Genomic DNA, 16,038 nt, shown 5'->3' on the forward strand with positions numbered 1-16,038 from the left:
ATCTTATGAGCAGTAATGAAACACCAGTAGGCTTCAAGCCAAAAAAATCAGTTGCGTTAAGTGGTCAAGTTGCAGGTAACACAGCACTTTGTACCGTAGGTCGTAGTGGTAATGACTTGCACTACCGTGGTTATGACATTCTTGACCTTGCAGTGGGTAGCGAATTTGAAGAAGTTGCGCACTTGCTAGTACATGGCAAACTTCCAAACAAAGCTGAGTTGAAAGCCTATAAAGCAAAACTTAAAGCACTTCGTGGCTTACCAGCAGCATTGAAAACTGCACTTGAGCAGTTACCACCATCTGCACACCCAATGGACGTGATGCGTACGGGCGTTTCAGTTCTAGGTTGTTTAACGCCTGAACATGAAGACCACAATGAAGCAGGTGCAAAAGACATCGCTGATAAATTGATGGCAAGCCTCGGTTCAATGTTGTTGTATTGGTACCACTTCAGCAACAACGGTCGTCGTATCGAAGTTGAAACCAATGACGATTCAATTGCTGCGCATTTCCTCCATTTACTTCATGGCGAAGCGCCATCTGAAGAATGGATTCAAGCAATGCATACATCTTTGATTCTGTATGCTGAGCATGAATTCAACGCTTCTACATTTACTTCACGTGTTGTTGCAGGTACAGGTTCAGACATGTATTCAGCAATTACAGGTGGTATTGGTGCGCTACGTGGTCCAAAACACGGTGGTGCGAACGAAGTTGCTTTCGTGATTCAACAACGTTATGACAACGCTGACGAAGCAGAAGCAGACATCCGTAGCCGTGTAGAGAAAAAAGAAGTGATCATCGGCTTTGGTCATCCTGTTTATACCATCTCTGATCCACGTAACGAAGTGATCAAGAAAGTGGCGCGTGATCTTGCTGAAGCGCAAGAGAACACCAAAATGTACCTCATTGCTGAACGTTTAGAAGCAGTGATGAAGGAAGTGAAGAACATGTTCCCGAACCTCGATTGGTTCAGCGCGGTGAGCTATCACTTGATGGGTGTTCCAACAGCAATGTTCACTCCATTATTCGTGATTGCACGTACAGCTGGTTGGTCAGCACACGTGATTGAACAACGTCAAGACGGCAAGATCATTCGTCCAAGCGCGAACTATACAGGCCCTGAAAACTTAGAATTCAAACCATTGGCGGAGCGTGGTTAATGACAAATCAATACCGTAAACCGCTGGCAGGTACCCAGCTCGAATACTATGACGTGCGTCAAGCCGTTGAAGATATTCAGCCAGGCGCATACGAAAAGCTGCCATACACTTCGAAAGTACTTGCTGAACAGCTGGTGCGTAAAGCGGATGCCGAGAATTTAACGGCCTATTTAACCCAATTGATCGAATGCCGTCAGGACTTGGATTTTCCTTGGTATCCTGCGCGTGTGGTCTGTCATGACATCTTAGGTCAAACAGCACTCGTTGACCTTGCGGGCTTGCGTGATGCGATTGCTGAAAAAGGTGGTGATCCATCTAAAGTCAATCCAGTGGTGCCAACTCAGTTGATCGTCGATCACTCTTTGGCGGTGGAATTCGGTGGCTTTGATCCTGACGCGTTTGAGAAAAACCGTGCAATCGAAGATCGTCGCAATGAAGACCGTTTCCATTTTATCGAGTGGACGAAAACAGCATTTAAAAATGTTGACGTGATCCCTGCGGGTAACGGCATCATGCACCAGATCAATTTGGAGAAAATGTCTCCAGTGATCCAAAATCGTGATGGTTTAGCGTTCCCAGACACATGCGTAGGTACAGACTCACATACACCACATACGGATGCACTTGGTGTGATCTCAGTGGGTGTAGGTGGTTTAGAAGCTGAAAACGTGATGTTGGGTCGTGCATCTTGGATGCGTCTTCCAGACATTATCGGTGTTGAGCTAGTCGGTCAGCGTCAAGCAGGCATCACGGCTACTGATATCGTATTGGCACTCACTGAATTCTTACGTAAAGAACGTGTAGTTGGTGCATACCTTGAGTTCTTTGGTGAAGGCGCAGACACCATGTCGATTGGTGACCGTGCTACGATTTCAAATATGACCCCAGAATATGGCGCAACTGCTGCGATGTTCTACATCGACCAAAACACGATTGATTATTTACGCCTGACGGGTCGTGAAGATGCACAAGTGGCATTAGTTGAGCAATATGCCAAAGAAATCGGTCTTTGGGCATCGGATATGACCAAAGCGCAGTACCCACGTGTACTTCGTTTCGATCTTTCAACAGTCACTCGTAACATTGCAGGTCCATCAAACCCACATGCACGTGTATCGACTGCTGACTTGAAAGCGAAAGGTATTGCAGGGAATTTGGATGTTGCAAAAGCACAAGAAGCAGAAGGTTTAATTCCTGATGGTGCAGTGATTATTGCGGCGATTACCTCTTGTACTAATACTTCTAATCCACGTAATACCGTTGCCGCAGGTTTATTGGCACGTAAAGCCAATGAACTCGGTTTAGTGCGTAAATCTTGGGTGAAATCATCATTTGCACCAGGTTCAAAGGCAGCTGCGCTGTATCTTGAAGAAGCTGGTGTACTGAAAGACTTAGAGAAACTTGGTTTTGGTATCGTGGCATATGCATGTACAACCTGTAACGGTATGTCAGGCGCACTTGATCCAGTGATTCAACAAGAAATCATTGACCGTGATTTGTATGCGACAGCGGTACTTTCGGGTAACCGTAACTTCGATGGTCGTATCCATCCATACGCAAAACAAGCGTTCTTGGCATCGCCTCCACTGGTAGTGGCGTATGCGATTGCAGGAACCATTCGTTTTGACATCGAAACCGATTCTCTTGGAAATGACAAAGACGGTAATCCAATTTACCTGAAAGACATTTGGCCTTCAGATGCTGAAATTGATGCTTTAGTTAAAGAATCAGTGAAGCCTGAGCAGTTCCGTAAAATCTACATTCCAATGTTTGATTTGGGTGTGAATGAAGAAGCAGCAAGCCCATTGTATGACTGGCGTCCAATGAGTACCTATATTCGTCGTCCGCCGTATTGGGAAGGCGCGTTGGCTGCACCACGTACTTTAAGCAACATGCGTCCGCTTGCAATCTTAGGTGATAACATCACCACTGATCACTTGTCTCCATCGAATGCGATTGTGCTTGATAGTGCTTCAGGTGAATATTTGGCGAAAATGGGCGTGCCTGAGGAAGACTTTAACTCATACGCAACTCACCGTGGCGACCATCTCACTACGCAACGTGCAACCTTTGCCAACCCGAAACTGTTTAATGAAATGGTGGTTCGTTCAGACGGCACCATTAAGCAAGGTTCAAAAGCGCGTGTTGAGCCAGAAGGCGAAGTAATGCGTATGTGGGAAGCGATTGAAACCTACATGAACCGCAAGCAACCGTTGATCATTGTAGCGGGTGCGGATTATGGTCAGGGTTCAAGTCGTGACTGGGCTGCGAAAGGTGTTCGTCTTGCAGGTGTTGAAGCGATCGTTGCCGAAGGTTTTGAGCGTATTCACCGTACCAATTTAGTCGGTATGGGCGTTTTACCGCTTGAGTTTAAAGCAGGTGTGAACCGTAAGACATTAAAGCTAGATGGTACTGAGCTTTATAGTGTGATTGGTAATATTGCACCGCGTTCGACTTTAACTTTAGTGATTGAGCGTGCCACAGCGGATGGTAAAGAAGAGATTCTTGAAGTGCCTGTAACTTGCCGTTTGGATACAGAAGAAGAAGTTTCTGTATATGAAGCGGGCGGTGTATTACAGCGTTTTGCACAAGACTTTTTAGAAGGTCAAGTAGCTTAATACTTTAGCTAAAAATAATTGATATTGTTTAAAAAAAGCCCTACTTTAGAGTGGGGTTTTTCATGGTTAATTAATGTTATGGCTAGTATAAAAATTAAGGATTTTTTTAATGGGCGGTTTTTCGAAATACCGAAGTATCAAAGAGGATATGCTTGGGAAGTGAGCAATATTCGTGATTTATTTGATGATATCAAAGAATCTATAGAATCAAGCTCAAATCATTATATTGGAACCATTGTTTTATCAAAGGCTGAAGATGATGAGGAAAAATTTTATATTGTAGATGGTCAACAAAGGATGACCACGATAAGTCTAATTATAAATTCATTAATAAGTAAGTTATCTGAAAAAGATAGATTCTTTTATGAAAGATTTTATCTAAAAGAGGATGACAGATATAGAATGTTACCACTCAATCGAGACCAAGGCTTTTTTAAACAAATTCTTGAGGACATTTTGATAGAGCCTCAGAATAAGAGTCAACGATTATTACGAGATGCTGTTGAGGAAATCAATTTCAAAGTCGATGAAATTGAAGATAAATTAAAATTTCTTAAATCTGTTGAAAAATTAGAGATTATGGAGTTCGTAGAGAATTCAGAAGGTGATGCAATTCGAATTTTTCAGACAGTTAATGATCGGGGTAAGCCATTATCTAATATGGAAAAGGCTAAGAGCTTATTAATTTATTTTTCAAATCGTTATTTAGATAAAAAGTTAGATAACACTGTTAATGATTATTTTAGTGATATATTTGAAATATATGATGATATCAAGCATTTAGGGGATACATTAGGGGTCAATTTAATTAGAAATAAAGAGTTTAATGAAGATAATCTCATGAGGTATCATTTTGTTACTTACAGTAATGAAAGTTATGACCCTACAGCTAACTATGTTTTAAATTTTTTGAAAAAAAAGTTGATAGAGCTTAGGAATAATAGTTCTGATTGTAATTATGAAGCAATACATGATTTTATATATGACTATATTTCTACCTTAAAGAATTTCTTTATTAACTGTAAAAATGTTTTGGAAAGAGCGCTAAAAGAAGAAAAGTTCTATAAAATATTCGTTATATTAAACCTTTCTGCAACACTTTATCCTTTAATAATAAGGTTGCAATCTTTAAATTTATTAGACCAATCTCTAGAAGGTGTGGGTAGAACACAGTTCAATTTTCTAGATCTAGTGGAATTAATAGAGGTAAGAGTTTATAAAACTAGGGCAACAGATCCAAAAGCTGATATTGCAAGACTAGTTTATAAAATTGGTAAGATTTCTGCTAGCGAAATAGAAGAAAGCTTGATTTGGTTTAATAATAGGTGGATGTCAACGGAAGAATTTCAAGCTAATTTATCACAAGCAATTTATGGCAATAGAGCGTTAAATTATATTTTTATTACATACTGTGAAGAAGTAAAAGGTATTCAATATAGCTTAGAGGAACTTAAAAAGTTAGTCGTATCTAGCCCAAATATTGAACATATTTTATCTCAAGCTCCTAATTTTGATCCTTTAACTTTAGGATTCCAAAGTAAAGAAGATTTTATTGATTTTGAACATCATCTAGGAAATTTAACGATCCTAGAAAAAGGATTGAATTCTAGTGTTTCGAATAAAAATCCTATTGATAAAATAGATGGTTATGGGCGGAGTGCATTTATTATGACAAAGAAATTAGGCTCTAGTATCGACAGTGATCAGGAATTTAATAAGTCTACAATACAGGTTAGAACTAAAGAATTATCACAATTCTGTTTAAAACGCTGGTGGAGTGAAAAGTCGATTGATACAAAAGTTGTTCTAGCTGATGAGTATGATTACCAAGAGGTTTCTTGAATATCTGTATTTAAAAATAGAGGTTTTATTCCTTTTTCAGTAGTTTAGATTCTTGAATAACAGTTATTTCACCTTTCCGACACCACCATTCGTCAGAAAGGTCAATAAATAATCAAAACTATCACGCTATAGTATATGAACCATTTCTAAAATCTATGGAGAACAAAGATGGTTACTGCTGGCGAAAAACCTGGAACTGGCTTCTATTTTTGTGTTCAATGCGGACACCGCACCTATTTAGAAATTGGTACTGATCGTTTACCTCCGTGTACCAAATGCCTTGGCAATCAATTCAACAGTAAGAATGCCTAAGCCGCAAACACCAAACAGTTACCCACTGTTTTGATGAAAGCCCTGTCACTCGATAGGGCTTTTTTGTTACTGTAAAATATGAAATAACAAGATAGCGATATCTGACAAAAATAAGGAAAACCCAGATGGAAACAATATTAGGACTTTGTATCGGCGTAGGATTAAGCGCAGCCTGCGGTTTTCGTGTCTTTGTTCCTTTATTGGTGATGAGCATTGCAACTTTGTTGGGTTGGTATGAACCTGCCAAAGGTTTTGAATGGTTAGCCATTCCATCTGTATGCGCTGCACTTGGATTTGCAACCCTCTGTGAAATCGCTGCTTACTATGTGCCGTGGGTCGATAACCTGTTAGATACTATTGCCACACCTGCCGCTGTGGTTGCTGGCACACTCAGTACGATGGCAGTCAGTAGTGGAGAAATGTCGCAGTTTGCGACGTGGGCAGCCGCACTGATCGTGGGTGGCGGAACAGCAGGTGTGGTACAAATAAGTACCGTAGCGGCACGTGGCGTTTCAACGGCAACCACTGGTGGACTGGGCAATTTTGTGGTGGCAACAGGTGAATTGCTTGGCTCAATTGTCTTGTCGATCTTGGCATTTGTGATGCCAGTCGTGATTACGGTATTTGTGATTATTCTCGTGATTGTAGTTGCACGTTGGGTACAGAAAAAAAGAAAAACTCAGATCAATCCGTCAGCTTACTAATCATAAAGGTATGATATGGACTCAGATATTTTAAAAAACATAATTCAAAATTCATTTAATCAAGCTTTTGAATATTGTAATGCCTTTGAATTGGAAAATATTGAGTCTGAACAACGCTTCCGCCATGCCAATCGCAGCCGAATATGGATTGAAACCTTTGCAAAAGCATTACTAAAAGCCTCGCAACAAGCAGAAGTTTCAGCAGAAAATTTCCAAGCGTTTTATCGTAAAAATCGAAAAGATGATCATCAAGAAGATAACAATGCTCAAATGTTTGGTTTAACTGAGTTTCTGTTTGACATCGTTATTGCGGAAATGACCGAGTTTGATACCGCAAGTAAGAAAAGACATCCCCACTCAAAATATGCAAAGCTTCAGGCAATTCGAAAAGCAATATGGATTGTTGAAAGCGAATTTAAACGGAAAGATTCAAGAGCTTTATTGCTTGATATGAATAAGTTAGTGTTAGGGCGAGCTGAACATAAGTTATTTATTATGAGTCAGGATGAAAGCGACACCCAAGATTGGGCGATCGAAACCTTGAATACGCTTTCAAAAGAAGATGATGCAAAGATTTTTCTAGCGCGAATACCGCATCCTTGTGATTGGGGTAAACCACATAAAAACGTAGAAGTATTTGAGATTCCTTATGTTCAGGAGAAAATCTAGCTCAGTAGATTGTATGGGTACAAACCATCGTCGGAACTAGATTTATTTGAATTCAATACAGTTTATAAGCTGTGCTTAAGCTTCAAGATCACCACTTGACACGTTTTAATAAAATATCTTTATACATAATAAAATCGCAGGCGAGGCTAAAGAAAGGCTGTTTAAAGGTCGCAGGTTTATTATGCTCATAAAAGAAATGACCTACCCATGCAAAGCCATATCCCACTACAGGCAAAGCCCAAAGTAATTTGGCATTTCCAGTTGCAACAGATGCAGCAGCTATACCAATCACACAGCTTGTACCCACGAAATGCAGACGACGACAAGTCGCATTTTCATGTTGCGAAAGATAAAAAGGATAAAATTCAGCAAGGGTTTTATAACGAACTTCACTGGTTTCCATCTGCACAGTATTGTTTTTCATCAGTTCTTGAGTATTGTGAGACATACGACTATTCCTTTCGTTTTAAAGTCGTCTTCATTTTGAACACTCCAACCGAAATGGTCTTGAACGAATATGCTATCTCAACATACGGAATTAGACTCGATCACACCGCAAAAAAGCTTGGTCTATGCGTGGGATGGCGTGATTGTGTATGTGACTCAAGATCATTTGAATAAAGCACACGCGCATTTTCCAGCACTATTACAAATCGGTTTGGGCACTGCTTTTGCATTGGCTGTTGAAGATCAGCCTGCGAACTATTATGAAATTGTGGTGATGGCACCCAATATTAGCCACAGTACCGATTCACAGAATCAGCCTTATATTGCGATTTTGATTGATCCTGATCACGTGCTTTATGCTTATCTGCATCCTTTATTGAATGGACAAGCATTTTGTTCCTTAGCTGCTGATCGACTTCAATCTTTTCAAAAACAGTTTCAGCAATTGATAACTGCTCAACTCTGCTTAGAACAAGTAAAGCAATTGCTGATGGATGTATTACTGGCACTCAATCCTCAGCCATTATTGGCTTTACCATGGGATCAACAGGTTCAACTCGCATGTGAATACATCAAACGCTGTGTACCCCATCAAATTACAACCATCGCAGATGTTGCGCTAAAGGTTGGGTTATCAGAGTCACGTCTGATGCATCTGTTTAGTCAGCAACTCGGACTATCTATGCGACAATATATCTTGTGGTTGCGTATCCGCTATGTCATCAAGCTGTGGATACAGGGCAAAACTTTGATTGAGATTGCGGTTGAATCAGGCTTTTCTGATCAAGCTCATTTCACTCGAACATTACGCCGTATGGTGGATTTTGCGCCGTCGATGTTGAAAGCCAATACGATTTTTATCAGCGATGACGCTAGAGAAAAATAAACTAAGCATTGAAGAGGTAAGGTCAAAGTATTTCTAAAATTCGATGCTAAGATTTTCTTGAGTACTCAAAAGAATGATAGATATGAAAATCGTCGCCATTCAGCCTGAATTGCAGTTAGGACAGGTTGAAGCAAATTTAAAAAAACTCGAACAATTGATTTTAGCGGCATATCAAGAGCATACGCCTGATGTGATCGTACTTCCTGAGTCGATGACTTCTCCAAATGTCTATTCACCACAAGCTTTGCTGACTCCACAACCATTACAGGGTCAGCCCTTACAGCTTTTAATTCGTTTAGCTAAGCAATTGAATGTGGTGATCACAGGTGGCTTCGTGGCAATTCGTGACGGGCATACCTATGGTACTTATGTCATGGTGGAGCGGAATGGCGATTATCATCTGCATGACAAAGATATTCCAACCGCATGGGAGCAAAATTTCTATCGCGGTGGTTCGGATGATGGAATTGTGGATTCAACTAGCTTGAACTGTAAGGTTGCATTGCTCTCAGGTTGGGAGTGGGCAAGGTTCCGTACCGCCAAACGTGTTCGAGAACAACATGCACAGTTGATTTTAGGTGGAATGTGTTGGTATTCGATGCCGATCAATTGGTATGGATTGTTGGGTAAATGGATGCGTCGTGAACATGAAATTTATAAACAACAAAGTGAAGCGCTACCAGCGCAAATGGCACGCTTAACAGGTATTCCCGTAGTGCATGCTGCTCATGTCGGCGAAATCTTGAGTGATATGCCATTGTTACCTTATGTCAAATGGTTCACTGAAATGGTTGGCGAAACGCAAATCTGTGATGCTGCTGGAAATGTCTTAGCACGTATGAGTTTAGCCGATGGTGAGGGCTATATCGCCGCCGAGATTAAAATCGCTGAGCCGCAGCCTTTGGATCAAGTACAACAACGCTACTGGATTCCAGATATGACAGTAACTTCAAAATTAGCATGGCATGTCGGCAATCTTCATGGCGGACTGATGTATCGTGTGAGACATCGCCTGAAAAAGTTTCCTTGGCAAAAACAGTTGAAGTAAACCAAAGCTAGCTTCTCATTCAACAAACAGCGATGGCATGGTGATCTTACCCATCGCTTTTGAATTGCAAAGACAGTATTTTTCTCAATCAAAGCTCGAAAAATCATCTTCAAGCGAGTAAATTACACCCACATTTTGAGTGTGCATGGTTGATGATGGCGTTTACTTGGATTTTATTTACCTTGATGGCTGCTTTTATGCAGGCGTGGCGCAATGCATTTCAAAAACAACTCAGCACCACAGTCGATGTTTATGGCACGACATTGGCACGCTTTCTATTTGCACCGATCTTTGCTTTTAGTTATATCGTCATTCTCTATACTCAGCAGCCTGTCAGTGTTGAAGTCAGTTTTTCTAATAAATTTTGGTTTTATGTGGTGATCGCAGGAATTAGCCAAATCTATGCAACGGCTTTAATGGTTAAATTATTTCAACAAAAGAATTATGCCATCGGGGTCGGACTCGCCAAAAGTGAAGCTATTTTAGCGGCATTGGTCGGTGTGCTGTTTTTACAAGAGCATTTAACAGCATGGGGCTGGGTGGGTGTTTCGATTGGTGCAGTCGCGGTATTTTTACTAAGTAAAGGCAGACAACATACTGAACTTTCAATGAAAACATTAATGATTGGTTTAGGCAGTGGTTTGTGTTTTGCCATCACCTCATTGTTGGTACGTGAAGCAAGTTTAGAGTTGAGCATGTTGCCATTTCTACACCGTGCCGCATGGGTGCTGTGTAGCTTGATTAGCTTCCAGTGCATTATTTTGGTGTTATATCTTGGTCTCTTCAGTCGCCAGACTTTATCTAAAATGTGGCAAAGTCTTGGACTGACTTTCAAAGTGAGTGTCTGTAGTTTTCTTGCTTCATTGGGTTGGTTTAGTGCGATGAGTATGCAAACCGTGGCAATCGTGAAAACACTAGGTCAAGTTGAGATTTTATTTAGTTTACTGATCTCTGCATTTTTCTTTAAGGAAAAATTGGCGAGAACCGATCATTTGGGTTTGTGGTTGGTGATCGTAGCTGCGATTATGGTGATTTGGGCTTAAATTTTATAGGCTCATGAAAAAATACACATGTAAATTTGAATATATCGGAATTTAAATCAGTTATTTTTTATTGAAATGGGAAATAATTCTAATTTTAAAGTTTAGTATGCGAAATTATTTCATTCATGGAAAAAAATACCATTTTTTAGGAAAACAATCCCATCCCGATCTGCCTAAACTATGTCTCAAGGGTGTGAAAGGGATCGAAAAGAGTAGCATGCACCGAAGCTTATAAAGCAAGTGTGTACGAACCCAAAAGGTCTCGATTCGGCTTAGGACGCTATAGATCAAAAGTTTATAGGCAAAGGTTATGGCTTACAAAGTCATAAGTGTTGAAGTAAACAAACACAGTTTTCCCTGGACACCCTAAAAAATTCAAATATAAACAGAATATGACCAATCAGAATAAAATAATATTAACTACGTCAATAAAATTAAAAATGAATGTGAGAGAAATCTTAAATTAGAATGAATTTGAATATAAATCGATATTTTTATATTAAAAAACAAAATGATATAATTTAGAACAAAAGTTAAAATCAAAAGATGATCATACTGGAATAGGTCAGAAAAATAATGAATGCATTCGATCTTAAAATCCGCTATCCCCATCAAATAAATCGAAATGATGCAGATCATATCGGTATATTTAATGCAGAACAGATTATGAATAAATTTGATGAAATCGGTTGGAGACAACTAATGGTTCGTCAGCTACAGTTAGACGGTGCAAGCACCTGCTTTATTGTGCGTGATGAATATACTGAGCAGACGTTAAGGATTAGTATTGATGCTTTTGCCGAATCTAAACAACTTGAATTTAAAATCGACAGTGATATTCCTGTTCTCATACCGAAGAAAGATTTATTTGGATTGGTGACACGTAAAACAAAAGAAACCATTGCATTTAAACAACTGGCTTTAAGTCGAGCGAAAGAATATTTAGTGCTATTCCTAAATCGTGATTCGATTGTATTAGAAGAGTTATATAAGAAAAGCTTAAATAAAAGTATTCAAACTGCATCTTAATTTGTGGAATCAATATTTTAATTCGCAGTGCTTAGGCATCGATAAATGATGCCTGAGAAATTCGATTTTATGGATGAAATCGCTATAATCGAGGCGCAATTTTTACTGTTTTGATCTCCATGCCTTTAAATGACAATTTTATTTACGCTCCCCCACAGCAAGCTTTAGAAATTATCTATGAAGATGATGACTTAGTGGTGGTGAATAAACCTGCGGGATTGTTGTCAGTCATGGGGCGTTTGCCAGAACATCAAGATAGTGCTTATTTACGGGTATTAGACAAACATCCGAATGCCAAAGTAACGCATCGTCTAGATATGGCGACCTCCGGTTTACTGATGTTCGCAAAGCATCGTGATGCAGAAGTCGCAGTCAGTAAAATGTTTCAAGCACGTACCGTCAAAAAATATTATGTGGCATTACTACAAGGACAAATTGAAGCTGAAGGTCGTGTAGAAGTTCCTTTAATTACAGATTGGGAAAATCGTCCGCGTCAGATGGTGCATTTTGAGTTAGGTAAGCAAGCCAAAACCCTGTTTCAGTTAATGGAATATGATGCGGAAATGGATCAAAGTCGGGTGCGTTTAGAGCCTGTGACAGGACGTTCGCATCAATTGCGTGTCCACATGATGCATATTGGACACCCGATTATGGGAGATAAGCTTTATCATCCTGAGCCTAGCAAATTCCCTTTAAACAGAATGGCATTACATGCAGCCTATCTTGCTTTCCAACATCCATTACAACACAAAGATTTAGTATTACAGTCAGATATTCCTTTTTAAAATTTTAATCAGACTAAGCTATTTTTTATTGCTTGAACTGCTTAAAATATCTGCTAAATGATGAGAATAAGAGATAAAGATGCGTCTGTTGCAAACAATATTGATTGGATTGTTGAGTAGTTTTTCTTTATCTGCATGGGCATGTTCAGATTTGCCCAATATTTGCGAAATGCATGCCCAACATCATCAACAAATGCAAGACTATGGCCGCCAAGCGGCTGAAAATTATTATTGGCAACAACAAGAGCAATATGAAGAACAAGAATCGCGTACTTACTATTCTAGCTACGATCCAATGCAATCCAGAATAGAAGTTGCAACAGATTTACTAAATTCTGATTTACAAAAAAATTTACAAGAACAAAAGCTTAAACAAGATCCGCGTTATGAACGTTATATAAATGGGGGATGGGAGTTTTTTCAAGATAGCGCAAATCCGAAAAAGGGAGAATATTGCGCTGCGTTCTTTTGGAAGAGACAAAGTTTAATTAAAGTGTCGGGACCGGGAGGTGATTACGCAGGGGCGATGCTAACCTTTTGGGGTGAAGACATCCCACAACCTGGTAAAACCGAAATGATTCAAGTCACGCTGAAACAGAGTACAGGTGATGCTCAAAGCGTTCGCGTGTTTAATTATAAATTACCAAACTACCCCTATGCCGCAATTAGTTTTGCAGTGCCAAGTGCCCAAGCCTTATTTGATAATATGCTAGAAAATGAACACTTTATCATTGAGCAAAACGGTAAAAAAATTGTAGAAGCAGAGTGGACTGATGGTTTAAAAGCGCGTGATCAATTAAAAAATTGTGTTACAGGAAATAAAATTTAATCTCAACACTAGGTCTAAAAACTGACATAAAAATAGGTTAATCTATAGCCAAATAATTAAATTGAAACCAAAACAAAGGATACTCAAATGACACGTGATTACGACCAATTTCCAGAAAACGATAATGGTAATGTACTGTGGCAGATGGTTGAAGATGGTAATGATTTAACCGAGCCACATGAGGTTGAATTTTCAATTGTTTTCGAGAAACAGGAGCAAGTTGAAAAGTGTGCCTTGCATCTGTTACATCAAGAACAAAAAATTTCACTGTTTCAAGAAGAGCTACATTCTGATGGTTCAGATATGTGGGTATTAAATATCCATATCAATATGATGTTGGAATACGAAGATATTGCAGATTTAGAAGAATGGATGACGCGAATTGCGCAAGAGTTCGATGGTGAGTACGACGGATGGGGTTGTATGAGCTATATTTATGATGATGAAGACGAATAATGATACAGATTCAGCCTGCGTTTGCAGGCTGAATAGTATGATTAAAATTTAAATTGTGCTGACAGTGAGGCGTTGATTGGTTCGCCTGGCTGAATCCAAAGGTCGCTATAACTAGACAAGTAATAGGTTTTATCGAATAGATTGTTGAGATTGAACTGATAACGCAAGCGATCTGATGGAGAATAATAGGCATTCAGATTGACCAGTGTATAACTTGGTAAATTAAAACCATTATCTAAATTATGCCCACTACGTTCACCGACATAACTGATATTGCCTCCGATTCCTGCTTTTACCGCACCTTGTTGTAAAAACTCAAAATTGCTCGAAACGGCAGCCTGATGTTTAGGAATATTACTTAAACGTGAACCTTTGGCTATATCTTGGTCTTTTTCAATTTGTGCATTGGTATAACTATAATTTGCGTTGACTGACCAACGATTATTGAGTTGGCTATTAAAATCTAACTCGATTCCTTGGCTACTGACTTCACCTGCAGCCGTTTGAAAATTAGGATCGATTTGATCTGTAGTGAGCACATTTTGTTTCTGCATTTTAAACAAGGCGAGACTGAGCAGGCTACGATCATTAAGCTGATATTTGCTTCCAATTTCATAGCTTTGACCCTTTTCAGGCGCAAAGTTTTCACCAACACGATTCATACCACTGTTCATGGCAAATGAGCGACCATAGTTACTATAAAATGCCCAATGATCTGAAGCTTTGAAGTTCACACCTAAGCGTGGGCTGGCTTGATGAAGGGTTTGCTGAAGTTGTTTGTGGGTCAGTTGGTTTTCAAATTTTTGTTCGACTTGATCAAAACGAGTACCGACTAAGACACTCCATTGATCATTCAAAAACATTTGATCTTGTAGATTGAGGGCGAAGTAACGTTGACGTTCATCAGTGTCAGTAAATGGCGCTAAACTTGGCGAATACTGGCCGTATTGTGGCTGATAAATGTTAATGGTATTCGGATTGCTGGCACTATGATTACGACGTAGTTGGTACTGACGATAATCGAGTTGCCCTATTTCAGTTGAAACTAAAAGTTCATGTCTTGCCCACGATTGTTCAAATTTACCCAGTAATTCTGCCTGAAATAACAGGTCTTCACTTTGATAATCTCGATAGCGGCGTTGACGCTCTAAGGTTTGTCCATCGGTTTGCATACGGCGAGGTTCAGTGGATAAACCAGTAAGTTGAGCATCTTTATAGCTTAACGCAGTGTTGAGTTTCCATTCATCATTGAACGCATGGCTCAAACGCAACTGATAGAAGTGATCTTTGACTCGCATATCATCATCATTCGGCTCACCTGTAAAAGTTTTGGGATTCATTACAAACTTTTTTTGCGCGGTGCTAATGCCACGATCAAATGTACCGAGTTGCTGGGTAAATTCACTATCAAAATCGAGCTGGGTTTGATCTGAGATTTTCCAAGTGAGTTGCGGTGAGAAGAACCAACGTTTGCTGCTGACATGATCGCGGAAACTTTGATTATCTTCATGGGCGACTGCAAAACGATAAGCAAGTTCATCACTTAGCGGTGCAGTATTTTCGATACTTATCCGATATTGTTCATGGCTGTTGGCTCTTAAGTTTATTTTACTCTCATTTTGCCATTCAGGTTTCTTACTATTCAAATTCAGTAAACCACCTGTTTCTCCTCGACCGTACAAGGCTGCCATAGGCCCTTTGAGGAAATCGAGTGATTCAATATTGACCATATCTTTGGGTGCGCTGATGCCTCGATTGACACTTAAACCATTGCGGATCATTGCCGCACCCCAGTTCGGGTCCGTACTAAAACCACGAATCGAATAGTTATCCCAAAAGCCACCGCCCAAAGTACTTTGATGAAAAACGCCACTGACCAGTGTTAATGCATCATCTATTCGTTGAACATCTTGTTGTTCAAGTTGTTGTTTAGAAATAAAGGCTCGATTAAAAGGCACATCCACTACACCATGTGAAAATTTTGTGCTTGCAGTGCTTTGAGTGTCACTTTCTAGCGTGCTATTTGCTTGAATCCGAATGGTCTCAAGAGTCGCAGTTGGATCGCCTGCCCATGAAAAAGTTGAGAAAAAACCAAGCCCCAAACAAGACCAAATCCTGAGTTTGTATTGCATAAATGAATCAGCCAAAGAAAGACAAAAGAAAGTAAATGTAATACTATAACATTACATTAATTAATCTAGCTTTAC

At 39.6% G+C, this 16,038-nt stretch carries 15 protein-coding genes; 13 read left to right on the plus strand and 2 right to left on the minus strand.

Annotation, left to right across the window (positions count from 1 at the left end; all coding sequences use genetic code 11):
- Nucleotides 1–5 precede the first annotated feature (5 nt).
- From prpC to F933_RS09420, 6 genes are all read left to right on the plus strand, one after another.
- A complete protein-coding gene (prpC, locus tag F933_RS09400; RefSeq protein ID WP_004680106.1) occupies nt 6–1,163 on the plus strand; it encodes a bifunctional 2-methylcitrate synthase/citrate synthase in 1,158 nt (385 codons plus the stop codon).
- The gene (gene acnD, locus F933_RS09405) at nt 1,163–3,781 is read left to right on the plus strand and encodes a Fe/S-dependent 2-methylisocitrate dehydratase AcnD (protein WP_005060646.1); all 2,619 of its coding nucleotides are present in this window, start codon (nt 1,163–1,165) and stop codon (nt 3,779–3,781) included. Before prpC ends, acnD begins: the two co-directional genes overlap by 1 nt.
- 78 nt (nt 3,782–3,859) lie before the next feature.
- Entirely contained in the window at nt 3,860–5,623 is a 1,764-nt protein-coding gene (locus F933_RS09410) for a DUF262 domain-containing protein (RefSeq protein WP_005060648.1), read from the plus strand.
- 168 nt (nt 5,624–5,791) lie between these two features.
- Nucleotides 5,792–5,935 (plus strand): zinc ribbon-containing protein, encoded by a 144-nt coding sequence (locus F933_RS17035; RefSeq protein WP_004637424.1) that lies wholly within the window; start codon nt 5,792–5,794, stop codon nt 5,933–5,935.
- A 125-nt stretch (nt 5,936–6,060) separates the two neighbouring features.
- Nucleotides 6,061–6,639 carry a DUF4126 domain-containing protein gene (locus tag F933_RS09415; protein WP_005060651.1) on the plus strand — a complete coding sequence of 193 codons (579 nt, stop codon included), beginning with the start codon at nt 6,061–6,063 and terminating at the stop codon, nt 6,637–6,639.
- Between the two features lie 15 nt (nt 6,640–6,654).
- On the plus strand, nt 6,655–7,308 hold the full coding sequence (locus F933_RS09420; RefSeq protein WP_005060653.1) for a hypothetical protein: 654 nt from the start codon (nt 6,655–6,657) through the stop codon (nt 7,306–7,308).
- A gap of 88 nt (nt 7,309–7,396) precedes the next feature.
- On the opposite strand, the gene F933_RS09425 is transcribed toward F933_RS09420, so the two are convergent.
- Entirely contained in the window at nt 7,397–7,756 is a 360-nt protein-coding gene (locus F933_RS09425; RefSeq protein WP_005060655.1) for an Mpo1-like protein, read from the minus strand.
- Between the two features lie 69 nt (nt 7,757–7,825).
- Here F933_RS09425 and F933_RS09430 point away from each other — a divergent pair, with 69 nt between their 5' ends.
- The 7 genes from F933_RS09430 (at nt 7,826) to F933_RS09460 (ending at nt 13,831) form a co-directional block, all read left to right on the plus strand.
- Nucleotides 7,826–8,641, plus strand: a complete 816-nt coding sequence (locus tag F933_RS09430; RefSeq protein WP_005060657.1) for a helix-turn-helix transcriptional regulator — start codon at nt 7,826–7,828, stop codon at nt 8,639–8,641.
- 82 nt (nt 8,642–8,723) lie between these two features.
- Nucleotides 8,724–9,689, plus strand: coding sequence for a carbon-nitrogen hydrolase family protein (locus F933_RS09435; protein ID WP_034710682.1), 966 nt, complete (start codon nt 8,724–8,726; stop codon nt 9,687–9,689).
- 155 nt (nt 9,690–9,844) lie between these two features.
- Nucleotides 9,845–10,732 (plus strand): DMT family transporter, encoded by an 888-nt coding sequence (locus F933_RS09440; protein WP_034710964.1) that lies wholly within the window; start codon nt 9,845–9,847, stop codon nt 10,730–10,732.
- 576 nt (nt 10,733–11,308) lie between these two features.
- Nucleotides 11,309–11,761: a hypothetical protein gene (locus F933_RS09445; protein WP_005060664.1), complete on the plus strand. Its 453-nt coding sequence runs from the start codon at nt 11,309–11,311 to the stop codon at nt 11,759–11,761.
- A 119-nt stretch (nt 11,762–11,880) separates the two neighbouring features.
- Nucleotides 11,881–12,546, plus strand: a complete 666-nt coding sequence (locus F933_RS09450; RefSeq protein ID WP_005060665.1) for an RluA family pseudouridine synthase — start codon at nt 11,881–11,883, stop codon at nt 12,544–12,546.
- Nucleotides 12,547–12,625: 79 nt separating this feature from the next.
- Complete coding sequence (locus F933_RS09455) at nt 12,626–13,375, plus strand: hypothetical protein (RefSeq protein WP_005060667.1); 750 nt, start codon at nt 12,626–12,628, stop codon at nt 13,373–13,375.
- A gap of 87 nt (nt 13,376–13,462) precedes the next feature.
- Nucleotides 13,463–13,831, plus strand: coding sequence for a ribonuclease E inhibitor RraB (locus tag F933_RS09460; protein WP_005060671.1), 369 nt, complete (start codon nt 13,463–13,465; stop codon nt 13,829–13,831).
- 41 nt (nt 13,832–13,872) lie between these two features.
- Here the strand turns inward: F933_RS09460 and F933_RS09465 are convergent, their stop codons facing one another.
- Entirely contained in the window at nt 13,873–15,963 is a 2,091-nt protein-coding gene (locus F933_RS09465) for a TonB-dependent receptor (RefSeq protein ID WP_005060673.1), read from the minus strand.
- Between the last annotated feature and the right edge of the window lie 75 nt (nt 15,964–16,038).

Source organism: Acinetobacter beijerinckii CIP 110307 (assembly GCF_000369005.1).
In the GTDB taxonomy this organism is placed as follows: Bacteria; Pseudomonadota; Gammaproteobacteria; order Pseudomonadales; family Moraxellaceae; genus Acinetobacter; species Acinetobacter beijerinckii.